Genomic DNA, 23,883 nt, shown 5'->3' on the forward strand with positions numbered 1-23,883 from the left:
AGTATGAGTCACTCCAATCGCATCTCAAAGCACCTCGGCTTACATCAGACACATCAGGGTCAGATTCATATTGATTATCTGACAATCCCAGAGACCTACCCCAAAGACTTATTCTCTGCTTCACCACAACTGATCCGTGAAGACTTAGACAAATATAAAACCAACCTCATCCCCCTCATTATTCGTCCAGTCACTACACCAGAAGGTGAGACAGCGTATGAAGTGGTCTTCGGCAAGGAGATAGTTGAATTTGCCCGTGAATTGGGTATCCATCAATTATGGGCATCAAGAATTGAGCTTGAAGATGAAGAAGTTCTAACCTTCCAAGAAAGATGCAAATCTATCTTGCAAATAAATTCTAAAGATGATGGCTCTTATTCACAAAAATCAGAGAGAAGTAACTTAGTTGATCAAGATTCCCAATTAGCTATGAAATTATTTTCTGAGTTACAGAAGAGCTTAAATGACCAAAATAAGGTTATTGTAAATTTTCTAGAAAAAATTTTCCAAGAATTGGATGATCTGAAAAGAAAATTTAGTGAATTGCAGCAGGATATCTCTAAAGAGACAAAGACTAATCCCAATCCACAAAAACAAAAATCTGTGCGCATCAACTCCTATAAAAGCGCTAAGAATCTTGCCAAGAGTGTTCCGAGGTTAGAGCTTAAAGAAGCTGAAAAAATTATTCAAGAAATTAAACAGGGTAGAAAATTTAAGTCTATTGATGAACTGAAGGCAATCGCACTATCAGGCCGTTGGGATGAAGTTAGCATCTCATTTGGGTAGAGCTTTCTGCAATACAGCCCTTGTAGTTATTGGATAACCCGCGGAGGCATGCAGGGTCAAACTGTTCGATTGATGAAGTGATTCGCAAGTATTGTGCTGGATGATATCTCATTCTCTATTGGAATAGCTATAAAAGTCGGTTTCATACAGCGTACTCATGGCTGGTGCGCCTCCATCTAGAAATGCAGGCAGGTTATCGCGTTTTTAGGGTGTGCAGAACCTGCTCAATATCAACGATAAAGATCGGGGGTAGCTCCTGATCTTCTTGACTACTGACCATGAGGGAACTGACGTTGTGAATACTCCCCCAGTGGAGATAGTTACTGGGAATAGGATGAATGGCATCCCGTGGAATGCGCTCAATCACGGGGGGTTCTATGAGGGGCAGGCCAAGCCATTCCCCTGCTAAGCGGGGCTGGAGAATGAGCAAAAATTTTAGCTTCTGGGTTTCTGAGGTTGAGAGGGGATCATCAAAGAGACAGCGGCCAATATCAATGACTAGAATTTCGTGATTTTCATAGGTGACAAGGCCAATCCCCCGCTGGTGGGGATCGCCATGAATAGGTGGTAAAGGAATGACCCGATAGGCCTGTGCCATGGGCACGGCAAACTGCTCTTGACGCACGATAAAGGTCAGGAACTGCTCTAAAACAACGGGTTGGCTTTGGCGGCGACGGCGGCTTTTAAGCATGGCGGATCAACTGATCAAGGGTGGCCAAGAGGTCACTTTCGCGGAAGGGTTTGCTAAAGTAGGCAGCTGCCCCTAGACGTTCTGCAAGCTGGCGATGTTTTTGACCCGTGCGGGAGGTGAGCATCATGACGGGGGTGTTTTGGCACTGGGGAATGCGGCGAATTTGAGTGAGGACGCCAAAGCCATCGAGGCGGGGCATTTCAATGTCGCAGATAACAGCGTTGACGTGTAGCCCCCCTTGGAGTTTATCAATGGCTTCCTGACCATCTTTGGCCTGCTCAACCCGATAGCCGGCTTTTTCGAGGGTACTGGCGAGAAAACGCCGCACGTTTACTGAATCATCAACCACAAGGACGGTGTCTTGGCTAGGGGCAACGGGGCTAGCCACAGGGGCATGAGAACTCTCTTGTTCTGCCCAATTAAAGAGGGCAAGGGGATCGAGTAGGGGGACAATGCGGCCATTCCCTAAAATCGTGCAGCCACTAAAACCCTTGGGCAGGGCTAATTCGCCTTCGACTTGGCGAATGGTGACTTCCTGCTCGCTCCAATAGCGATCGACCCGCAGGGCAAGGGCACTATCCCCTTGACTGACAATCATCAGGGTTGGTTCGTTAATCGTCGGTGCGCCCTCCATTTCCACGGGACGATAGGGGCGCTGAAAGTGGAAAATCTGGGTGAGGTCAATTACAGGAATGAGATAGCCTTCCCAGTCAATTAGGGTTGAGCCAAGGGTTTCGATGGGCGGGTAGCGATCGCCCAGCACCATTTCCTCGATTTCTTCGGTGGGTACCGCCAAGAGCATGCCAGTGGCCTCCACCAAGAGCACCCGTACCACTGAGAGGGTGTAGGGAATTGTAATTATAAATCGCGTGCCTTGGCCGGGGGTACTGTGGATCTGGATGTCCCCACGAATTTGCCGCAGATTGGTGCGCACTACATCCATGCCAACACCGCGCCCGGAGAGGCTGGTCACCTGTGAGGCCGTTGAAAAGCCCGGCTCAAAAATCAGTTGCCAAAGGTCGCGATCGCTCGCGGTTTCCAACCAGTCGCGGGCTAAGCCCAATCGCCGTGCCGTTTGCCGAATTTTCTCTGGATTTAGGCCTCGGCCATCATCCGCCACAGTAATAACGGTTTGGTTGCCGCGATAGGCCGCCTTTAGGGTAATGGTTCCCGCTGTGGGCTTACCAAGGGCTTGGCGTTCCTCTGCGGGTTCTATTCCGTGATCAAAGGCATTGCGGACAAGGTGCAAGAGGGGATCCGCCAACACACTCAACACCGTGCGGTCAATGAGAACGTGGCTGCCCTCAATCTCTAAGTTGACATTTTTACCATGCTCGCGACTCAATTCGCGGATTAGGCGAGGATAGCGGTTGGCCAGATCCGCAAAGGGGCGCATCCGCACTTGGGTAAACCGAGCTTGAAGTTGCTTGGCGGTGCGGTTGAGATCACGGCCAGTGCGTTCGGTGTCCTCTAGGCTCAATTCCAAATCACTGGTGATTTCCTGCACTTGGACAATGGTTTCCATCACCTCTTGGGAGAGCAGATGCACATCGGTATAGCGATCGAACTCGAGAACATCGAAGCCATGCTGATTTTGGGGATTAAAGTGATGGGGGGCACTGACACGGTCATACTCTGTGCGCAGACGAAAGTTGGCACGCTCAAGGGCACGCACTTTTTGCTTGAGACCCACTAGCAGATCATGGAGGCGTTCCCGTTGTAAATCCAGACCATTACACTCAATGAGCAATTCCCCGATCAAATCACTCAGTTGATCCAACTGATGCCCCGGCACCCGCACGGTCATTTCCTTGGGTTCTTGGGGCTGGGGAGTTACTGGGGTGGTCTCAGCCTCTGGCGCAGGGGAAGGGGCTGCTGTAGGGGTGGGTGGGGGGGACAATAAATCACCTAAGGAGAAGGTCTCCACTTCAGCACTGGCAAAGTCCTCGACCCCTAATTCTTGATTGAGGTTGGCCAGCGGTAAATCAATAATGGTTTGATCCTCGTCCTCCTCTTCGTCATCGGTTTCCGGGATTTCCAAGCGCGTGGGCAGAGCGTCAAGTTGACCAGTGATCACAAGGGCTTGACAGCGTCGCCATTGCTGCACAATGTGGGCAGCCGCTGCGCTGACATCACAGTTGGGTTGCTCCAGATAGGCACTGACGGAGGCACAAAACTCAGCAAATTGAGGCAGTTCGAGCATTTGTCCGAGGCCTTCCAGTTCTTGGGCGGCGATCGCCAGCTCCTCTCTGAGGCAGGGTTGGCCGGGGGTGTCCAGAACAGTTTCCAAGCGTTGTAGGCAGGCTTCCACCTCGGTTTCAAAGAGAACCACCCGCATCTGCTGGCCATCATCGCCACTGAGGAGCGTCAAATCATCCTCCGCCGTGGGATCGCCCAAGCGTCCGTGCAACTCATTCAAAAGTGGCTCGACTTGGGTGCGCCACCAGCCCTCATTGGGGTTCACGCCTTGGCGATGGAGGGTAATAACTGCTTGCAGTTGATCCACTGCTTTGAGCAGGAGGTGTTGCACCTCGACATCGTCGCAGGGGCGCGATTTCAAGACCTTGAAGAAATCCTCAAGGCGATGCGCCAGTTCACTGAGGGACATAAAGCCCATCATCGCTGCCCCCCCTTTAATGGAGTGAGCCGCCCGCAGTACAGCATCAATCATCCCCGGCTGGTGGGAGAGTTCCAGTATCCCTGCTTCAATCGTTTGCAGGTAGTCCTGAGCCTCCTCGAGGAACTGGAGACGAATCGTTTCCTCAACGCCGGGTTCGGGCATGGTTATCCCTCAGCAGTCACCTTAAAGATGTTGACGGAGTTTTGGAGTTCTTGGGCCATGTCCACGGTGGCTTGCAGCGACTCAGAAATCTCTTTGGATGTGGCCGACATCCCCTCTGAGACCTTGGCAAAATCGCGCATCAACGTGTTCACCGTATTGGCGGTGCGGGCTTGGGAGACAGTAGCTTGGGAAATGGACTGCACCAACTCGTCAATGTGCTGCGACACCTGCACAATTTCTTGGAGATTCTGCTTGGTTACCTCCACAAGGCGGGTGCCTTCAACCACCTGAGCGGTACCTGTTTCCATGGCACTCACCACCTCATGGGTTTCCTGCTGAATTGTTTCTACGATGTGCTCAATTTCGCGAGTTGCCGCTGCCGATCGCGCCGCCAGTTCACCCACCTCTTCGGCAACCACAGCAAAGCCGCGGCCTTCTTCACCGGCACGAGCCGCCTCAATACTGGCATTGATGGCCAAGAGGTTGGTTTGTAGGGCAATTTGGTTAATCAGCGAAATCACCTTGGAAATCTGTTGCGAGGATTCGCCCAAGCGTTTCACCTTTTTGGCGGTTTCGGCCACGGTTTCCCGCAGGTAGAGAATGCTATCAACGGTGGCATCCATCGTTTCACCACTGATGACCGCTCGCTCTGAGGCTTTGCGCGCCACTGCTGCCGCCTCGTTAGCACTGTTGGCCACGGATTCAATCGAGCTGGCCATGGCTTCAACGGCATCTAGCATCCGATTTACTTTCTTGGCTTGCCGCAGCGATTCTTCCGCCAGCTCAGTCATGGCTGTCTCATCCGCCAAGAGGGCGGTGTTCACTTTTTCCGTGGTCGCTTTCACTTGCACCACCACATCCCGCAGACTCTCAATGAGGGAGTTGAAGATGTCGGCAACGGTACCAATTTCATCGGCGGTGATGTCGGCCCGTACCGTCAGATCCCCTTGGGAGGCGGCCTCGACTTCGGTGAGCAGGTTAATCAACTGCATTTGAATGCGTTCCGTACGCTGCTGTTGCTCCTGGGCAAGGCGTTCGGCCTCTTTTTGGGCAGCGGTGGTCTGCTCCAGAAATTTGCTGCGCTCAAGCACCAGTCCGGCTTGGTTGGCCAACTGGAGGAAAGCATCAATTTCGGGCTGCTGCCACTGACGCGGCTCACTGCACTGGTGGGCAATTAAAAGCGCCGCCAATTTTTTCTCCACCAACACGGGAACGACTAAGTTGGCCCGCACCTTCAACGGAGCAAGTTGTTTGAGGTGGCACTCCGTCAGACCCGCATTGAGAATGTCTGCCGTGGCTTGCACGCGCCCTTTGGTGTAGGCATCAACCCAATTTTGACGGAAGCAGGGATCGTCAATCACCTGTTCGAGGGCTTGGGGCCAGCCGACGGCTACAGACTCGGCAACGACTTTGCCGACATAGTTCTCATCAAATTCATAGAAGATCACGCGATCGCACCCCAAAAGATGGCGCCCCTCATTGACCAGATTATCGAGAATTTGCTGGCGATCGCTCTGCTGGGTTAAATGGAAAATACTATCGCGCAATTGTTGTGCCCGCCGAGCCGCCTGTTGGGCTTCAGTGAGGGACTGTTCTAGCCGTTCAGCCATCTGGTTAATCGTGCGGTTGAGGGTTGCCAGTTCATCATCCCCCTCCACAGGCAGACGGGTTTGGAGATCCCCTTCACCAATTTTCGTCACCGCCTTGGTGGCTCGCAGCAGGGGTTGAATCTCGCGATCGCTGGCATAGATGGCAATTGCTGCCACCACAATGGCCGTGACCCCCACCCCTAACAGGAGGGTCCAAGTGAGGTTTCGCAGCGGTCTGAGCGCATAATCGCGATCCGTATCTAGGACAACCGCGGTAAACGGGTGGTTAGCACGGGCGTAGCTAGCAAACTGAAACTTGCCATCAGAGCGGCGTTGTTCAACCAGCGTGCCCACTGCGAGGTTGGTTTCCCACTGTTGACTGAGTTGGGGAAAGACTTCCGCCAAGGGTCGGCGCTGCAACTCTGGGATAGAGGCAGCCACGATTTTTCCCTGCGACCCTATCAGGTAAAAATTTTCATATTGGTTATGCTGATAGTTGTGCAAGGCCTCTTTAAGGCTACTTTTGGGTACCCGCAACCGCAGCACTGCCGTGATTTGCTGGTTTTGGGGATTGATCAGGGGCAAAGCCAAAAACAGCCCGAAAGGACGGCTAGGGGCAGGCAGCGACAGCGTAGGCTCAAGCGTTAAAACCAAGCCCCGAGTTTGGATTGCCAGCTTAAAGTACTCGTGATTTTGGAGAATGTTATTGGCTAGCTGGTTGCCCGCTGCAGATTGGGCAATGACGGTGCCCCGGCCATCGTTGGCAATGATAGCGGCACTGTCGTAGAAGGTATAGGTGTCAACAAACTCATTCAAAACTCCTTCCAGCTTACGGCGATCGCGCTGCTGAAGTTCTGCAGTATAGTGCCTGTTTAAGAACAAACTGATAAGCCGTGCATCCCCTTGCCGCTCTTGCAGATACTCGTTAAGCTCCCTTGCGGCATCCCCTACCTCCTGTTGTTCGAGTGAGATAACCTGCTCTATGAACTGTTGCCGTACCAGTTGATTGGCCACGAAGCCCACCCCCACCATGGGCAGTGTAGCCAAGACAACAGCATGGGTAATGAATTTTGGACGAAGACCCCAACCCCTGCGCCGTGGCGAAGGAGGTGGCAAGGGTTGTTCAGGGGATTTGCCGTTGGTGGTTGCTTTTTTCTCCTCTAGGGGAGGGAGTTGGTAGTTCAATACCGACGGTGGTAGAGGGGGAATATCAAGGGAGGGTTTGGCAGTGGTCATTGTTGGCACATCCTAACAGCATTAACAGCAGGGCTATCCGACATCAACAGCAAGAACACTTGAGCAAGACCTTTCGGCGATCGCTGCCCCATCAAGGATAAAGAACAACTCCTCTCCTAAGCGACAACAGCCTTTGAGGTAGGGAACCAGCGCCGCACTCACTGTACCCACAGGCGATTGAATGGCTCCCTCGGCAAGACGGATGATCCCCCGTACCTCCTTGAGCGCCAATCCTAGGTATCCCTTGGGGGTGTGCAGCAGCGCGATCGTCAACACCGAAATATCCGCATCCAGTGGCTCCAAGTTGAGCAAGTGGGCTAAATCCAGCACCCAAACAATGCGGTTACGAAAGTTCAGCAGTCCCATCACCACTGCGGCCATATTAGGAATCACCGTGAGCTGTTGCGGTGGGATCACCAACACCTGCTGAATCTCAGTCATCGGCAGCAATGCCGTTAATTGGTCGTGGATAACCAAACGCAAATAGGGCGCCCCTTGGGGGCGATCGCGTAGCGTACTCTTTGGGGAATCGCCCCGCCCTTCACCATGATTCAACCAAGGTGCTGCCCCAAGCATCGCTACACCACCACCGACTTCAGTGCCCGCAGGAGATCCTCACGGCTGAAGGGCTTCGTGACATAGGCATCTGCCCCCTGCTTCATTGCCCAAAGGCGGTCTAGCTCTTGGTTTTTCGACGTGCAGACAACAATGGGGAGCTTTTCTGTTTCCGGATTTTTCTTGAGACTGCGGCAAAGTTCAAATCCGCTCATCCCTGGCATCACCACATCCGTCACCACCACATCGGGCTTGTACTGCGTGACTTTTTCTAGAGCCTCCTTGGCATCGGTGGCTGCAATGACGGTATAGCCCGATTCCTGAAGAAGCGAGGTAATCAGTGCCATTTCCGAGGGGGTATCTTCCACCACTAAAACCGTCGTCATGTCATCTCCCAAATGTCAATTCAAATAATCGATTACTGTCAATATACTGCCCACAGGTTGCCTGTACTACGTCAAGTACTGAAACACCATTTTTAAGAGTTCCGCTTGGGTAAAGGGCTTGGTCATATAGTCCGTCGCTCCCACGAGGCGGGCTTTAGCGCGGTCAACGAGACCCGTGTTACCCGTGACCATAATGATCGGCACTGACTTAAAGCGTTCATGGTTGCGAATGACTTTACAAAACTTATAACCATCAATGTTGGGCATCCCCACGTCCAGCAGGATCAGATCTGGATTGAGGCGCATCACCTCCATCAGGGCTTTTACAGAATCATTGAGGGCAATGACTTCAAAGGCATCATCCGCCAAAAACCGCTTAATTTCATTGAGCATGGTCGGACTATCGTCAATGCAGATGATCCGATAGGTACGGTTTGGCACTTTTGAGGTAAAAAAGCCACTGCCCAAATCGCCACTCTCCTCTGTAACGGTAGGCGTGGTTTCCTGCCACAAACTGGCATCAAAACTGGGCAGCAAATCAAAGGGATGTTGCGGCTCACGAACGACTACGGCTCCTTTATCAATCAAGGGTAAGAGGCTACGCACCAAGGCAATTTCATTTTGGTTCATGAGCACGGCCAAGTGGCGGAAGCTAAACCCCCGCAACATCGACCCCAAGCGTTGCTGCTGCTCTGGGGTTAAATTGAGTTGCGCACCACTAAAGAAGTAGGGGCGCTGAAAAGGCGAGACAATTTTGTGGCCAAGGCTGAGCCACTGCTGAATTCGGGATTTGCACTGCTGAATCAGTCGGGTGGCGTCAAAGCGGCTGACAATTGGCACTTCAACATAGGGCACAAGTTGATGGTGACCGCTCTTGAGATATAAAAACGACTCTAGGACTTCAACGATTAGCCCCTCGACTAGATGGCTAAAGTGCTCTGGGGTAATGATGTCTTGAGTAAGCAACCAGCGCAGACTCTCATATTCATAGATCGGGGTGGGGGTGTTGGCCTGTTCCCATTGCTGTCGGACTTGGACACGTAACTCGCGATCCAAGGCGGAGACGTCCCAGCTCAGTTGCCGCAAATGGCGCTCAAAGCGATCGCCCGGTTCAATCGTGTGGGTAGCATAGACAATACTTCCCTGATCAAAGTAGAGAAACCACTGCTGCCCTTGAACGCTCACCCTGAAGCAACCTGTGCCTCCTGAAGTGCTGAGTTGCTGGAGTAATCGTTCCGGCTGAAGCGTTTCTGTAAACTGTGGTGTTCCCCCGCCACTAAAACCGCGATCTGATGTCATCATATTTAGCCTCCGAGCTGCTACCCCCACCGAAGTTTCGTCCTACTCCGGCAGCAACCAGCGATATTTGACAATAAAACCAATTGAGATGTTTTCCTCTCCTTAAAGTGAGAGATGTGCTTCAGAATACTGGTGTGTTGATTATACTAAGCGGTATCGGCGAAAAAATGAAAGAAAACTTCAGAAAAGTTAATGACCTTCACAAAGGATAGTAGACTACACCCCTTTTCTAAAAAATGACGATGCCTCTGCTTTTTTGCGACTGTTACCAATGACCTCTGCACTCGAAGAAAAACTACGGACAGCGTTCTCGCCAGAACAGGCGCACCTACTGGCGGAAGTAATTCGCGAGGCCTATGACGACTTGGTGAAGGCCAAAGACTTTAACGAACTAAAGGCGATTGTCGCGGATCTGGCGCAAGCCCAGAAGCGCACGGAAGAACGGGTGGATCAACTGACTGTCACTGTTGCAGAACTGGCTCAAGCCCAGAAGCGGACGGAAGAACGGGTGGATCAACTGACTCTCACTGTTGCAGAACTGGCACAAGCCCAGAAGCGCACTGAAGAACGAGTGGATCAACTGGCGGCAGCCCAAGAGCGCACCGAGAGAGCAGTGAAACAACTCGCACGCCAAGTGGGCGGCCTTAGTGAAGCCTTGGGTGGGTCGCTGGAAGACCTTGCCCTTGAGGTGGTGCCCGAGATTCTGGAATATCGCTGGGGCATGGAAATTGAGTTCTGTGACCGCGACACCCTCCCCCTGCGCAATGGGGAGTATGAATTTGATTTAGTGATTCGGGGTCAGGTGGCAGGGCGACCAATCTTGGTACTCGGGGAAGTGAAAAGTAACATCACTGAATCAGAGGTGGAGCGATTTTTAAATCTTGTCGCTCAGGTGGCAGCGCCCGAGGAGGTTCGCCCCCTCTTCTTTGGGTATCGCGTTGAGCGTGCAGCTAAAGCGTTGATTCGCGATCGCAACGCGGTAATGGTCACCACCCGCGGCAAGTACTTTCCCTAGGATGGGAATATGGCTAATCAACACTAGCAATGACCTTTGCACTCGAAGAAAAACTACGGGCAGCGTTCTCGCCAGAACAGGCGCACCTACTGGCGGAAGTGATCCGTGAGGCCTATGACGACTTGGTGAAGGCCAAAGACTTCAACGAACTAAAGGCGATTGTCGCGGATCTGGCGCAAGCCCAGAAGCGCACGGAAGAACGGGTAGAAGAACTCGCGGCAGCCCAGAAACGGACGGAAGAACGGGTAGAAGAACTGGCGGCAGCTCAGAAACGAACAGAGGAACGAGTTGAAGAACTCGCGGCAGCCCAGAAGCGGACGGAAGAACGGCTCGAAGAACTGGCGGCAGCTCAGAAACGAACAGAGGAACGAGTGGATCAACTGGCGGCAGCCCAAGAGCGCACCGAGAGAGCAGTGAAACAACTCGCACGCCAAGTGGGTGGACTTAGTGAAGCCTTGGGTGGGTCGCTGGAAGACCTTGCCCTTGAGGTGGTGCCAGAGATTCTGGAATATCGCTGGGGCATGGAAATTGAGTTCTGTGACCGCGACACCCTCCCCCTGCGCAATGGGGAGTATGAATTTGATTTAGTGATTCGGGGTCAGGTGGCAGGGCGACCAATCTTGGTACTCGGGGAAGTGAAAAGTAACATCACCGAATCAGAGGTGGAGCGATTTTTGAATCTTGTCGCTCAGGTGGCAGCGCCCGAGGAGGTTCACCCCCTCTTCTTTGGCTATCGCGTTGAGCGTGCAGCCAAGGCGTTGATTCGCGATCGCGATGCAGTGATGGTCACCACCCGCGGCAAGTACTTTCCCTAGAATGGGAATATGGCTAATCAACACTGACAATGACCTCTGCACTTGAAGAAAAGCTACGGACGGCATTCTCACCAGAACAAGCGCACCTACTGGCGGAAGTGATCCGTGAGGCCTATGACGACTTGGTGAAGGCCAAAGACTTTAACGAACTAAAGGCGATTGTCGCGGATCTGGCGCAAGCCCAGAAGCGCACGGAAGAACGGCTCGAAGAACTCGCGGCAGCTCAGAAGCGGACTGAAGAACGAGTTGAAGAACTCGCGGCAGCCCAGAAGCGCACCGAAGAACGGGTGGATCAACTGACTGTTACCGTTGCCGAACTGGCACAAGCCCAGAAGCGCACCGAAGAACGAATGGATCAACTGGCCGCAGCCCAAGAGCGCACCGAGAGAGCGGTCAAACAACTCGCACGCCAAGTGGGTGGCCTTAGTGAAGCCTTGGGTGGGTCGCTGGAAGACCTCGCCCTTGAGGTGGTGCCCGAGATTCTGGAATATCGCTGGGGCATGGAAATTGAGTTCTGTGACCGCGACACCCTCCCCCTGCGCAATGGGGAGTATGAATTTGATTTAGTGATTCGGGGTCAGGTGGCAGGGCGACCAATCTTGGTACTCGGGGAAGTGAAAAGTAACATCACCGAATCAGAGGTGGAGCGATTTTTGAATCTTGTCGCTCAGGTGGCAGCGCCCGAGGAGGTTCACCCCCTCTTCTTTGGCTATCGCGTTGAGCGTGCAGCCAAGGCGTTGATTCGCGATCGCAACGCGGTAATGGTCACCACCCGCGGCAAGTACTTTCCCTAGAATGGGAATATGGCTAATCAACACTGACAATGACCTCTGCACTTGAAGAAAAGCTACGGACGGCATTCTCGCCAGAACAAGCGCACCTACTGGCGGAAGTAATTCGTGAGGCCTATGACGACTTGGTGAAGGCCAAAGACTTCAATGAACTAAAGGCGATTGTCGCAGATCTGGCGCAAGCCCAGAAGCGGACGGAAGAACGGGTGGATCAACTGACTGTCACTGTTGCAGAACTCGCTCAAGCGCAGAAGCGGACGGAAGAACGGCTCGAAGAACTGGCGGCAGCTCAGAAGCGCACCGAAGAACGAGTGGATCAACTGGCGGCAGCCCAAGAGCGCACCGAGAGAGCAGTGAAACAACTCGCACGCCAAGTGGGCGGCCTTAGTGAAGCCTTGGGTGGGTCGCTGGAAGACCTCGCCCTTGAGGTGGTGCCCGAGATTCTGGAATATCGCTGGGGCATGGAAATTGAGTTCTGTGACCGCGACACCCTCCCCCTGCGCAATGGGGAGTATGAATTTGATTTAGTGATTCGGGGTCAGGTGGCAGGGCGACCAATCTTGGTACTCGGGGAAGTAAAAAGCAACATCACCGAATCAGAGGTAGAGCGATTTTTGAATCTTGTGGCTCATGTGGAAGCGCCCGAGGAGGTTCGCCCCCTCTTTTTTGGCTATCGCGTTGAGCGTGCAGCTAAAGCGTTGATTCGCGATCGCGGTGCGGTAATGGTCACCACACGCGGTAAATACTTCCCGTAAAAAAATCCCCCTCCACAGGGGAGAGGGATCTAGGGTGAGGGCAAATTCACCCGCTCTAGAACGTGAACGTAGTCCGAATCACGCCTTGCAGAATCGGCTGACCAGAAATAACCCCACCCCCATTGGTATTGTTGGGGTTGATAATCGCTGTGAAGATAGGCGTGATGCTGATGTTGTCACTGATGGGGAATTTGTAAAAGGCCTCAATGTTGACCTGATTGGCATTGTTAATGAAAGCAAAACTAGGTGCACTGTTGATAAACGGCGCACCCGCCGCTGCCGCCAGTACTGAACCTGGCACCAACAAGTCTTTGTAGCCAATACCCGCCATAAAGTTATAGGCCATCATGCCAGCGGCAGGGAAACCAAAAATAGAAAACGGTAGGGGCGAAACATTGGGGAAGTAGCCATTGGGAATCCCTGCTACCCCTGCACGGCCAAAGATGCCCAAGCGACCCAGATTGAGCTCAAAGTTGATGCCCCCCGCTTGCGCCTCAATGCCATAGGTTTTGGAGTAGGTACCTTGAAGCTTCACCGCATAACTGTTGCGACCATTGCCAAAGGTGTTGGCATACTCCAACTCCAAGGAAGCTTGGAAGGGATCACCCGCAAACCCACCCCCCGGACTTGGAGGGGCAATGCCAGAATTAGCTCGTCCTGGCTCTGCCGCAAGATACAATGCCCGCACAGTAAAAGGACCTTCATTGGGGTTCCACTGGATAGCAACCCCTGCACCCCCTAGGTAGTTCATGGCGTAGGGCACAATGAAGGGGTTATTGAGGAAGAAGTAAGTGCCAAAGTCACTGGTAGGAGAGTTCGCCCAGCTATTGGTGTCAATGATGTCGCTCGGATAGAACCGTGTCCCTGCAGTAATGGTGATATCTTGGGTGGGCTTAAACGTATAGGCTAGGCGGTATAGCTCCACATTCGGACCAAAGTTCGACCAGTAGTACTGGCTGGGGCTAAAGTAGGGAAGCGGCCCCAGTGCATTATTAAATGTATTGCCAGCTCCGAGGGTCGAGTTTATTTGCAAACCCAGACCATAGGTGCTAATGGCATCGCGACCGCCATTGCCCGTAGACAGGGTGGTTTGCAGCAAGTCAGTGCCGGTAAAGCTGGTATTCAGGTTCAGCAGAACGGCAGAAATAACTGTCGGATTTGGACGTCCGGAGGCGAGTGAAATAAAGTTACCGCCGCCAAGAGGAATATTGTTACCTGGGTTGGCAGGATCGGGACCAGGACGCACGGAGCCCAAAATGCTATTACTACTTTGGCGACCACCGTACTGCACCGACATCACCGCCGTACCCGTAAGCTTGGTCGTTGTCGAGAACTGAGTGGCTTCAAGGGCAGCGGTGCGGGCTTCGAGGTTGTCCACACGACCGCGCAGGGTGGCGAGTTCGGCAGCGAACTCATCCATGAGTCTCTGAAGAGTGGCGAGGTCTTCTTTGGTGGCAAAGCGATCGCTAATCACATCAAGGCAGGCGTTCAATGCTGCTGCCATTTCATAACGGGTGGCGGCACGGTTGCCACGGAAGGTGCCATCAGGATAACCCGCGATACAGCCATACTTTTCAACCAAGGAGGCGAGGGCTTGGTAGGCCCAGTCGGTGGGACGCACGTCAGACAGCTGCGAGACAGAGGTCACCTGCCCCATGGATTCTTCGTTGGCCAGAAGCTGATTGACAGAGGTAATCGTGCTCGAAGCGTCTGCAATGGTGTTGGGGGCAGGCAGTGCTTCAGAAACTTGGAGATTTTGTGGTTCAGCAGCAATTAGGTTTTCGAAGTTGGCGGGTTCATTCGCGGTAGCAATGTTAGCCCCTGCGACCACACCCAGTAGGCTCAAGCTACCTGCTAACAGGTACGTCTTTTTCACGATGTTACTCCTCACTCACGAGCGTCTGGGTTCGGCAGAGCGATCAATTCATTCTGCTGTCCCCTAGTACTTAGCTTACACAATATGGCTTAAATGTGTTGCAAGCCGATTATGCAAGTTCTAATAGATCCTAAGTGCTTCCCCTTTGATTTGTCAAATACTTTGTTTTGATTTGTTGACACTGGAATTTTATTCGTCTGGCTGGCGTGGTACGAGCTGCACACAAGGAGCCTTTCTGATAGAGGGGGTGGCAACCAGAGAAGTTCTGCTTGGTCGGTACAATAGAAAGTACAGCCAAGATTTCATAGATGCAATGACCTCTGTCCTCGAAGAAAAGCTGCGGGCGGCGTTTCCTCCCGAGCAGGCGCATCTGCTTGCAGAAGTCATCCATGAAGCCTACAACGATTTGGTGAAAGCAAGAGACTTCAATGAGCTGAAGTCCATCGTAGGCGAATTAGCTCAAGCCCAAAAACGCACTGAAGAGCAAGTTGAAGAACTCGCCCAAGCTCAAAAACGCACTGAAGAACGAGTGGATCAGCTAGCTGTTGCTGTTGCAGAACTGGCTGAAGCGCAAAAGCGCACTGAACGAGCCGTCAAACAACTCGCACGCCAAGTGGGCGGTCTCAGTGAAGCTCTCGGTGGGTCCCTAGAAGACCTTGCTCTGGAAGTGGTGCCCGAAATCCTAGAACATCGCTGGGGCATGGAAATCGAATTTTGTGAGCGGGATGTCCTGCCGCTGCGCAACGGCAGTGATGAGTTTGACTTGGTTATCCGGGGTCAAGTTCATGGAGAGCCGATTCTAGTGTTGGGGGAAGTCAAAAGCAATATCACCGAATCTGAGGTGGAGCGGTTTTTGAATCTAGTGGCTCAAGTGGAAGCGACTGAGGAAATTCGCCCTCTGTTTTTTGGCTATCGCGTTGAGCGGGCAGCCAAGGCGTTGATTCGCGATCGCGGTGCGGCAATGGTCACCACAAGGGGCAAATACTTTCCTGAGTGAATGAAGTACCCATCACGCTTCTTGGGTTGGTGCAGTGTCTGCTGCATGGTAGGAGCTACGCACAAGGGGGCCCGATCGCACATGGGAAAAGCCGAGTTCGCGGGCAATCTTGCCCAAGGTGTTAAATTCTTCAGGTGTCCAATACTTGACCACAGGCAAATGACTCAACGAGGGGGGCAGGTATTGTCCCAAGGTCAGGCGATCGCACCCCACGGCTCGCAAATCTTTTAGAGTTTGAATCACCTCTGCTTCGGTTTCTCCCAAGCCCAACATCAAGCCCGACTTGGTGGGAAGGTGGGGATTCAGTTCCTTAACCGTGGCCAAGACCCGCAGTGAACTCTCATAGGTGGCACCCCGTCGCACCGGGCCTTGCAAGCGGCGTACAGTTTCGAGGTTGTGGTTGTAGCAGGCAGGCTGTGCCGCCACAATTTGGGCAATGCAGTCCCGTTGGGAGACTCGACCCCGATCCATGCGAAAGTCGGGGGTGAGGACTTCAATTTCAGTGCCGGGACAGCGTTGGCGAATCGCGTGCATGGTCGCAACAAATTGACCCGCCCCCTGATCGGGTAAGTCATCGCGAGCCACAGAGGTTAAAACCACATAGCGCAATCCCAAGGTAGCCACAGCAGCCGCAATTTTTGTCGGTTCCTCTGGATCAACGGCGGCGGGAGCGTGACCTTTCTCCACTTGGCAAAAGGCGCAGGCACGGGTACAGGTGGCACCCAAGAGTAAAAAAGTGGCGGTTTTTTGGGCATAGCATTCACCGCGATTGGGACAGCGCCCCTCTTCACAGATGGTGTGAATCCGATACTGGCGCACCAAGCGTTGCACGGTGGAGATCTCACTGGCTTTGCCAAGGGGTTTGCGCAGCCACGGCGGCAGGGGTTGGGAGATAGTCATAGAGTCGGGTTAATCCTGAAAATAGGGGAGAGGCGAGCTAGATACAAAACTTGATTAACTATCGAGTCTATTTATTAAGTAACTGTAAATGATCCCTAGGGGTGCGCCTAGGGGGCGATCGCTTCTATGGCAGGATCAATAGCGACGTTACCGCAGGTATGCCACAGAACCTATGAGTGATCAGCCACGCCCAACGGTCATTATTACGGGTGCATCCTCTGGAGTCGGATTGTATGCCACCAAAGCCTTAGCTAATCGGGGCTGGCACGTTGTTATGGCCTGCCGCAATCTTGAAAAAGCAGAGCAAGCCGCCAAAGACTTGCAGATTCCGCCGCAGGCCTACACGATTTTGCATTTGGACTTGTCCTCGTTGGCCAGTGTGCGCGGCTTTGTGGAGTCATTTCGGGCATTGAATCACCCCTTGCGTGCCCTTGTCTGCAATGCCGCTGTCTATTATCCCCTGCTCAAGGAACCGATCTACAGTGTGGATGGCTATGAAATCAGTGTGGCCACCAACCATTTGGGGCACTTTCTTTTGGCCAACCTCCTCCTCGATGATTTGAAGAAGTCTCCCGAAAGCGATAAGCGCTTGGTGATTCTCGGCACGGTGACGGCCAACCGCAAAGAACTCGGCGGCAAAATTCCCATTCCTGCTCCCCCCGATTTGGGTAACCTCGAAGGCTTTGAGAAGGGCTTCAAGAAACCCATCGCCATGATTAACGGCAAGCCCTTCAAGTCGGGCAAGGCCTATAAAGACAGCAAGCTCTGCAATATGCTCACGGTGCGGGAACTACATCGCCGCTTCCATGATTCGACGGGGATTGTCTTTAGCTCCTTGTATCCGGGCTGTGTGGCGGACACCCCCCTCTTTCGCAACCACTTTCCCCTCTTCCAGAAGCTCTTCCCCCTCTTCCAGAAAAACATCACGGGGGGCTATGTCAGTCAAGAACTAGCGGGTGAGCGCGTCGCAATGGTGGTGGCCGACCCAGAGTTTTGCCAGTCGGGGGTGCACTGGAGTTGGGGTAACCGCCAAAAAGAGGGCCGCAAAGCCTTTGTCCAAGAACTCTCGGCAGAGGGCAGTGATGAGCAAAAAGCGCGCCGCCTGTGGGAGTTGAGCGAAAAACTGGTGGGTTTGGCCTAGCCGATGCAGTGGTGGTTGCCCCTCGGCGTTAGTCTTGCCCTTGTCATCGAGACGGGGGCGATCGCCAGCTCAGCACCAGAAACAGTGGTGAGCCAATTTTATCAGTGGTGGGTGCGAAACCAAGATCAAGGCCGCCAACGGTTCTCTCAGCAGCGAGCAGCGTTTACGCCCGATCTATACCAGCAGTTGATGCAAGCCTTTCGCAAACAGCCACGGGATGGCGCTTGGCTAGACTTTGATCCCTTTTCCTTTACCCAAGTGAGTACTCAAGGGGTGAAAGTGCGCAACGTGCGGCGATCGCCCAATCATCCCCAAGTGGCGGAAGTGGATATTGAGGTTATGGTAGGTCTACGGGGGCGATCGGGAACGCCTGTGCCGATAAAAGTACTCCTGCGCCAAGGGAGCGATCGCTGGCAAATTGATAACCTGATCTACCTGAGCACGTGGGACAACCTGCGCTGTCTGCTGCGGGACATCAACCGCTAGTGAACCTTAACGTCTTCTTCCATTCCTCTGGCTGAGCTTGCCGCTATGGTGGAAGTGATCCTTGCCATTGCAGGACGGATGTATGTCACAGCAAGATTTTGGCGTCATTGGCCTCGCTGTCATGGGGGAAAACCTTGCCCTCAATGTGGAGCGAAATGGATTCTCCGTGGCGGTTTATAATCGCACCCCCGCCCGCACTGAAGCTTTCATGGCCGAACGAGCCGCCGGCCGTCGCTTCAAGGCCACCTATCGTCTTGAGGAATTTGTTGCTTCCCTGTCGCGTCCCCGCCGCATTTTGGCGATGGTCAAAGCCGGCAAACCCGTGGATGACCTGATCCAGCAACTCAAGCCACTCCTTGAACCGGGCGACATTCTCATTGATGGGGGCAACTCCCTCTACACGGATACCGAACGCCGCGTTGCTGAAATGGAGGCAGTAGGGCTGTGCTTCTTTGGCATGGGCGTCAGTGGCGGTGAAGAAGGTGCCCTCAATGGTTCGAGTCTCATGCCCGGTGGCAGTCGGGAGGCCTATCAAGCCCTCGAACCCATTCTCACCAAAATTGCAGCGCAAGTGGATGATGGCCCCTGTGTCACCTACATTGGGCCGGGGGGATCGGGGCACTTTGTCAAGATGGTGCACAACGGTATTGAGTATGGCGATATGCAACTCATTGCCGAGGCCTATGACCTGCTGAAAAACCTCCTTGGCCTCAATCACCAGCAACTTCATCAGGTTTTCAAAAGTTGGAATGAGACCCCCGAACTCAACTCATTTTTGATTGAAATTACTAGCCAGATTTTCACCTATATTGACCCAGAAACCCATTTGCCCCTTGTGGATGTGATTGTGGATGCGGCAGGTCAAAAGGGAACCGGTCGCTGGACGGTGGAAAGTGCCCTTGAAATGGGGGTGGCCATTCCAACGATTACCGCTGCCGTGAATGCCCGCATCATGTCCTCCATCAAAGCCGAACGGATGGCGGCTGCCCAAGTCCTCCCCGGCCCTGCGGCTCACTTTAGCGGCAATAGGCAAGAATTCATTGACAAAATTCGCGATGCCCTCTACTGCTCAAAGATTTGCTCCTATGCCCAAGGGATGGCGCTGATTGCCAAAGGCTCCCAAGAACTCTTTGATAATCAACTAAACCTTGGCGAGATTGCCCGCATCTGGAAAGGGGGCTGCATTATTCGCGCTGGCTTCCTGAATAAGATCAAGCAGGCCTACAGCGAAAATCCCCAACTGGCCAATCTGCTGCTGGCGCCGGAGTTTCGGCAAACCATCCTCGATAAACAGGCGGCGTGGCGGGAGGTGTTGGTGGAGGCGACCCGTGCTGGGATTGCTGTGCCCGCCTTTGGCGCGTCCTTGGAGTACTTCGATAGCTATCGGCGCGATCGCCTGCCGCAAAATCTCACCCAAGCACAGCGGGATTTCTTTGGTGCCCATACCTACGAGCGGATCGATAAACCGGGAACCTTCCATACGGAGTGGGTACCGATTCAGGAGGCAGGAAAAGCATCCATTTAAGAGGTAGGCAGTAGCGTTGGCGGCGTTGTTCCCCAAGGGGGCAATTCTTTAGCTTATCTTAAGAATTAGGCGAGTGATTTGCTTGCCCGCGATCATCCTGCACTTTGGGGAGGCCAAGAAGCCTTGCATCCGTTTTTACGACTGCTGCACCACAGCCAACGCTACCAACGCCAAGTGGGGCTTGCCTCCCTCTACTCTATCCTCAATAAAATTTTTGATCTCGCTCCCCCCGTTCTGATTGGGATTGCTGTGGATCTGGTGGTGAAGCAGCAGGATTCCCTCTTCGCCCGCTGGGGGCTGGTGACCTTTGAGCAGCAACTGTTGGCCTTGGCCGGCCTATCATTTGTGATCTGGAGCTTGGAATCCCTCTTTGAGTATGCCTATGCCCGCAGTTGGCGCAACCTAGCCCAGCAGATTCAACACGACCTGCGCCTTGAGACCTATGCCCATGTCCAAGAGATGGATTTGGCGTTTTTTGAAGAACGCAGCAGTGGGGTGTTGCTCTCGATTCTCAATGATGACATTAACCAACTCGAGCGCTTTTTGGATGGCGGTGCCAACGAGGTGTTGCAAGTCACAACCACCGTCTTAGTGATTGGTGGGATTTTCTTTTATTTGGCGCCCAATGTGGCGATCTGGGGGATGCTGCCGATGCCCTTTATTCTCTGGGGATCCGTCATCTTTCAGCGGCGACTCGCCCCTCGTTATGCCGATGTGCGGGAAAAGGCGGGACGCCTCAACGAACGCTTGGCTAACAATATCTCAGGTATTCAAACGATCAAGAGCTTTACTGCCGAGGCTTACGAATTGGAGCGCCTGCGCTGGGATAGTGAAGCCTACCAACAGAGTAATCGCCGCGCCATTCGCCTCAGTGCTGCCTATATTCCCCTGATTCGCTTTGTGATCCTCTTTGGCTTTACGGGAACGTTGGTGCTGGGTGGCTTTGCCGCTTTTCAGGGGCGCTTGGATGTGGGCGCCTACAGCACGATGGTCTATCTGATTCAACGCTTGCTCTGGCCCTTGACCCGTTTGGGGGAAACACTGGATCAGTATCAGCGAGCCATGGCCTCAACGCAGCGGGTGCTGAATTTGCTGGAAACGCCGATCGCGATTTGTACGGGCGATCGCCCCCTTGATCCGCGCCATGTCAAAGGGGAGGTGCGCTTTGAATGCGTCAGCTTTGCCTACGCGGGTCGGGCGCCGGTGCTAAAAAATGTCAGCTTGCACGTGCCTGCAGGTCAGACGATCGCCATTGTCGGCTCCACGGGATCCGGCAAAAGTACCCTTGTGAAATTGTTACTGCGGTTCTATGAGGTGCAAGAAGGGCGCATTCTCATTGATGGGGTGGATATTCGCGAGTATCGGCTGCGGGACTTGCGCCGTGCCATTGGTTGGGTGAGTCAGGATGTCTTTCTCTTCCATGGCAGCGTCTTTGAGAACATTGCCTATGGCAGCCCCCAGGCCACCCTAGCAGACGTTGTGCATGCTGCAAAATTGGCGGAAGCCCATGACTTTATCGAGCAACTGCCCCAAGGTTACGACACGGTGGTCGGCGAACGGGGGCAAAAACTCTCCGGCGGTCAGCGGCAGCGGCTGGCGATCGCCCGCGCCCTGCTCAAAGATCCACCGATTCTAGTGCTCGATGAAGCCACCTCCGCCGTGGATAACGAAACCGAAGCCGCCATCCAGCGATCGCTAGCCCACATTACCGCCCATCGCACCACCATTGCCATTGCCCACCGCCTCTCGACGATTCGCCACGCCGACTGCATTTACGTTCTAGAGCAGGGCGACATTGTTGAACAGGGGACACACGAAGCACTCTTGGCGCAGCAGGGCGTCTATTACGGCCTCTGGCAAGTCCAGGCCGGCCAGCTCCTCCCTGAAGGTTAGGGTGTGAGGTTATAGCGTGCCCGCTCAGCGGCTGTTTTCTCGCGATCCAGTTTCAAGATCAGCACTGCCAAGGGGGGCAAGCAGAGATCAAGGGAGTAGCGGCGGTTGTGGTAAGGCCACTCATCCGCCCATTTACCGCCCAAGTTACCCATGTTGCTACCGCCATACTCGCGGGCATCACTGTTAAACAATTCACTATAGAAGCCATGCTCCGGCACGCCAATGCGGTAGTGGCTGTGGGGCTGTGGTGTAAAGTTACAGACGACAACCACAAAATCTTGGTAGTCCTTATCCCAGCGGATAAAGGACACAACGCTATGGCGGTTATCGCTACAGTCAATCCACTCAAAGCCCTCCTGTTTGAAATCTTGGGTGTAGAGGGCAGGTTGTGAACGGTAGAGGCGATTGAGATCCTCAAAGAAGCGTTTGGTTTGCTGGTGGGGTTCGTATTGCAGCAGGTGCCACTCTAAATCGCTCCAGACATTCCACTCGCTCCATTGGGCAAACTCCATCCCCATGAACATTGTTTTCTTGCCGGGGTGAGTGAACATGTAGGCAAATAAACAGCGCAGATTGGCGAATTTCTGCCAGCGATCGCCCGGCATTTTGCCAATGATGTGACTCTTGCCGTGCACCACCTCATCATGGGAGAGCGCCAGCATGAAGTTCTCGCTGTGGTGATACCACATACTGAAGGTGACATTGTTTTGGTGGAACTGGCGGAACCACGGATCCATGCTGAAGTAGTCCAGAATATCGTGCATCCAACCCATATTCCACTTCAGGTTGAAGCCCAATCCCCCCATGTAGGTTGGCCAAGAGACCATCGGCCAGGCCGTTGACTCCTCCGCGATCGAGAGAATTCCCGGAAAGTAGCTAAAGATCACATGGTTGACTTGGCGCAGGAAGTTGGCCGCCTCTAAATTTTCCCGTCCGCCGTATTCATTGGGTACCCACTCACCCTCCTTGCGGGCATAGTCAAGATAGAGCATCGAGGCCACGGCATCCACGCGAATACCGTCAATGTGGTACTTGTCAAACCAAAAGAGGGCATTGGCCACCAGAAAATTGCGCACTTCGTGGCGACCATAGTTAAAGACAAGGGTGCCCCATTCCTTGTGTTCGCCCTTGCGCGGATCCGCGTGTTCGTAGAGGTGGGTGCCATCAAAGAAGGCGAGGCCGTGGCCATCCTTGGGAAAGTGCCCCGGTACCCAATCCACAATCACACCAATACCGTTTTGGTGGCACTGATCCACGAAATACATAAAGTCCTGGGGACTGCCATGGCGAGAGGTGGGGGCGTAGTAGCCAGTGACTTGATAACCCCAAGAGCCATCGAAGGGATGCTCAGCAACGGGCAAGAGTTCAATGTGGGTGTAGCCCAATTCCTTGACGTAGGGAATGAGTTTGGCCGCCAATTCGCGATAGGTGAGAAAGCGTGCCCAGGGCTTGAGTTCTGCCACCTGTACGGGTTCTTGGGGTTGGCCATCAGCACCAATAGGGGGGTCTTCCATTGAGGCGTGGAGCCACGATCCTAAATGCACCTCAAAGACGGAAATCGGCTGCGTCAGGGGGTCGGTGTGGCGCCGTTTTTCTAGCCAGTCGTTATCGCCCCATTCGTAGCTGTTGAGGTCGGTGACAATAGAGGCGGTCTTGGGACGCGGTTCTTGGTAAAAGCCGTAGGGATCTGATTTTTCGTAGATGTGGCCGTCTTGGTTCTTAATTTCGTACTTATAGTGCTCGCCCACACCCAAGCCGGGGATAAAGAGTTCCCAGATGCCATTGCCGCGCCGTGCCATTTGGTGTTTGCGGCCATCCCAGTGGTTAAAGTTGCCAATGACAGAGACATTGCGGGCATTGGGTGCCCAGACGGCAAAATACACCCCTGCAACGCCATCGACTGTGAGCAGGTGTGCCCCGAGTTTTTCATAGATGCGGTGGTGATTGCCCTCGGCAAAGAGATGAATATCAAAATCCGTCAGCTTTGAGGAGCGGAAGGCATAGGGATCGTAGATCACCCGCTCGTGGCCATTTTCATAAATTTTCAGTTGATAATTATTCAGTTCCGGCAGAGGAATGCGGCATTCAAAAAAGTGGGGGTGGTGCACTGGCGTCATCGGATATTCTTGCCGCTGCTCTGGACAGAGGACACTCACCCGTTCGGCATTGGGTAAATAGGCGCGTACCGCCCACATGGATTGGCCATTCTCACTGATCTGGTGACATCCCAAAATTTCAAAGGGATCGTGGTGCTGGTTGGAAACAATGCGGTCAATCTGTTCGGGCGAAACGGTCATATTTTTATACTTTCGTAAAATATAGAGACAATACTATAGAAAAGTTAACAGTTAGAATGCTCCCCTTG

Annotated in this window: 19 protein-coding genes; 10 read left to right on the forward strand and 9 right to left on the reverse strand. The window is 53.4% G+C overall.

The genetic code is table 11. The features are described 5' to 3' along the window. Positions 1 to 3: 3 nt before the first annotated feature. Positions 4 to 786: a hypothetical protein gene (locus RHH27_RS13015; RefSeq protein ID WP_302678481.1), complete on the forward strand. Its 783-nt coding sequence runs from the start codon at positions 4 to 6 to the stop codon at positions 784 to 786. A gap of 193 nt (positions 787 to 979) precedes the next feature. Here the strand turns inward: RHH27_RS13015 and RHH27_RS13020 are convergent, their stop codons facing one another. From RHH27_RS13020 to RHH27_RS13045, 6 genes are all read right to left on the reverse strand, one after another. Further along, complete coding sequence (locus RHH27_RS13020) at positions 980 to 1,477, reverse strand: chemotaxis protein CheW (protein WP_206200487.1); 498 nt, start codon at positions 1,475 to 1,477, stop codon at positions 980 to 982. After that, the gene (locus RHH27_RS13025) at positions 1,470 to 4,259 is read right to left on the reverse strand and encodes a hybrid sensor histidine kinase/response regulator (RefSeq protein ID WP_302678482.1); all 2,790 of its coding nucleotides are present in this window, start codon (positions 4,257 to 4,259) and stop codon (positions 1,470 to 1,472) included. Before RHH27_RS13025 ends, RHH27_RS13020 begins: the two co-directional genes overlap by 8 nt. A 2-nt stretch (positions 4,260 to 4,261) precedes the next feature. Continuing rightward, positions 4,262 to 7,084 carry a methyl-accepting chemotaxis protein gene (locus RHH27_RS13030; RefSeq protein WP_302678483.1) on the reverse strand — a complete coding sequence of 941 codons (2,823 nt, stop codon included), beginning with the start codon at positions 7,082 to 7,084 and terminating at the stop codon, positions 4,262 to 4,264. Positions 7,085 to 7,117: 33 nt separating this feature from the next. After that, positions 7,118 to 7,660 (reverse strand): chemotaxis protein CheW, encoded by a 543-nt coding sequence (locus RHH27_RS13035; RefSeq protein ID WP_302678484.1) that lies wholly within the window; start codon positions 7,658 to 7,660, stop codon positions 7,118 to 7,120. A 2-nt stretch (positions 7,661 to 7,662) separates the two neighbouring features. After that, positions 7,663 to 8,025 carry a PleD family two-component system response regulator gene (locus RHH27_RS13040; protein ID WP_206200491.1) on the reverse strand — a complete coding sequence of 121 codons (363 nt, stop codon included), beginning with the start codon at positions 8,023 to 8,025 and terminating at the stop codon, positions 7,663 to 7,665. Positions 8,026 to 8,091: 66 nt separating this feature from the next. Then, the gene (locus tag RHH27_RS13045) at positions 8,092 to 9,327 is read right to left on the reverse strand and encodes a response regulator (protein ID WP_302678485.1); all 1,236 of its coding nucleotides are present in this window, start codon (positions 9,325 to 9,327) and stop codon (positions 8,092 to 8,094) included. Positions 9,328 to 9,595: 268 nt separating this feature from the next. On the opposite strand from RHH27_RS13045, the gene RHH27_RS13050 reads away from it, so the two are divergent. From RHH27_RS13050 to RHH27_RS13065, 4 genes are read left to right on the forward strand one after another with little or no spacing between them, the layout of a single operon-like run. Beyond that, positions 9,596 to 10,339 carry a hypothetical protein gene (locus RHH27_RS13050; RefSeq protein ID WP_302678486.1) on the forward strand — a complete coding sequence of 248 codons (744 nt, stop codon included), beginning with the start codon at positions 9,596 to 9,598 and terminating at the stop codon, positions 10,337 to 10,339. Positions 10,340 to 10,368: 29 nt separating this feature from the next. Further along, complete coding sequence (locus RHH27_RS13055) at positions 10,369 to 11,154, forward strand: hypothetical protein (RefSeq protein ID WP_302678487.1); 786 nt, start codon at positions 10,369 to 10,371, stop codon at positions 11,152 to 11,154. 29 nt (positions 11,155 to 11,183) lie between these two features. After that, positions 11,184 to 11,948, forward strand: coding sequence for a hypothetical protein (locus RHH27_RS13060; protein WP_302678488.1), 765 nt, complete (start codon positions 11,184 to 11,186; stop codon positions 11,946 to 11,948). Positions 11,949 to 11,977: 29 nt separating this feature from the next. Next, on the forward strand, positions 11,978 to 12,700 hold the full coding sequence (locus RHH27_RS13065; protein WP_302678489.1) for a hypothetical protein: 723 nt from the start codon (positions 11,978 to 11,980) through the stop codon (positions 12,698 to 12,700). A 55-nt stretch (positions 12,701 to 12,755) separates the two neighbouring features. On the opposite strand, the gene RHH27_RS13070 is transcribed toward RHH27_RS13065, so the two are convergent. Further along, complete coding sequence (locus tag RHH27_RS13070) at positions 12,756 to 14,576, reverse strand: iron uptake porin (RefSeq protein ID WP_302678490.1); 1,821 nt, start codon at positions 14,574 to 14,576, stop codon at positions 12,756 to 12,758. Positions 14,577 to 14,889: 313 nt separating this feature from the next. On the opposite strand from RHH27_RS13070, the gene RHH27_RS13075 reads away from it, so the two are divergent. After that, positions 14,890 to 15,573, forward strand: coding sequence for a hypothetical protein (locus RHH27_RS13075; RefSeq protein WP_302678491.1), 684 nt, complete (start codon positions 14,890 to 14,892; stop codon positions 15,571 to 15,573). 12 nt (positions 15,574 to 15,585) lie between these two features. Here RHH27_RS13075 and lipA read toward each other — a convergent pair whose 3' ends face one another. Further along, on the reverse strand, positions 15,586 to 16,473 hold the full coding sequence (gene lipA / locus RHH27_RS13080) for a lipoyl synthase (RefSeq protein WP_302678492.1): 888 nt from the start codon (positions 16,471 to 16,473) through the stop codon (positions 15,586 to 15,588). 172 nt (positions 16,474 to 16,645) lie between these two features. On the opposite strand from lipA, the gene RHH27_RS13085 reads away from it, so the two are divergent. From RHH27_RS13085 to RHH27_RS13100, 4 genes are all read left to right on the forward strand, one after another. Then, entirely contained in the window at positions 16,646 to 17,614 is a 969-nt protein-coding gene (locus tag RHH27_RS13085) for a protochlorophyllide reductase (protein WP_302678493.1), read from the forward strand. A 3-nt stretch (positions 17,615 to 17,617) separates the two neighbouring features. After that, positions 17,618 to 18,100: a DUF3828 domain-containing protein gene (locus RHH27_RS13090; RefSeq protein ID WP_302678494.1), complete on the forward strand. Its 483-nt coding sequence runs from the start codon at positions 17,618 to 17,620 to the stop codon at positions 18,098 to 18,100. Between the two features lie 82 nt (positions 18,101 to 18,182). Beyond that, positions 18,183 to 19,625 (forward strand): NADP-dependent phosphogluconate dehydrogenase, encoded by a 1,443-nt coding sequence (gene gndA, locus RHH27_RS13095; protein WP_302678495.1) that lies wholly within the window; start codon positions 18,183 to 18,185, stop codon positions 19,623 to 19,625. Positions 19,626 to 19,703: 78 nt separating this feature from the next. Further along, positions 19,704 to 21,518, forward strand: a complete 1,815-nt coding sequence (locus RHH27_RS13100; protein ID WP_310742748.1) for an ABC transporter ATP-binding protein — start codon at positions 19,704 to 19,706, stop codon at positions 21,516 to 21,518. On the opposite strand, the gene glgB is transcribed toward RHH27_RS13100, so the two are convergent. Next, positions 21,515 to 23,815: a 1,4-alpha-glucan branching enzyme gene (glgB, locus tag RHH27_RS13105; protein ID WP_302676882.1), complete on the reverse strand. Its 2,301-nt coding sequence runs from the start codon at positions 23,813 to 23,815 to the stop codon at positions 21,515 to 21,517. The two genes, RHH27_RS13100 and glgB, sit on opposite strands and share 4 nt — an antisense overlap. Positions 23,816 to 23,883: the final 68 nt, after the last annotated feature.

The organism is Thermosynechococcus sp. PP555 (assembly GCF_031583225.1).
GTDB lineage: Bacteria > Cyanobacteriota > Cyanobacteriia > Thermosynechococcales > Thermosynechococcaceae > Thermosynechococcus.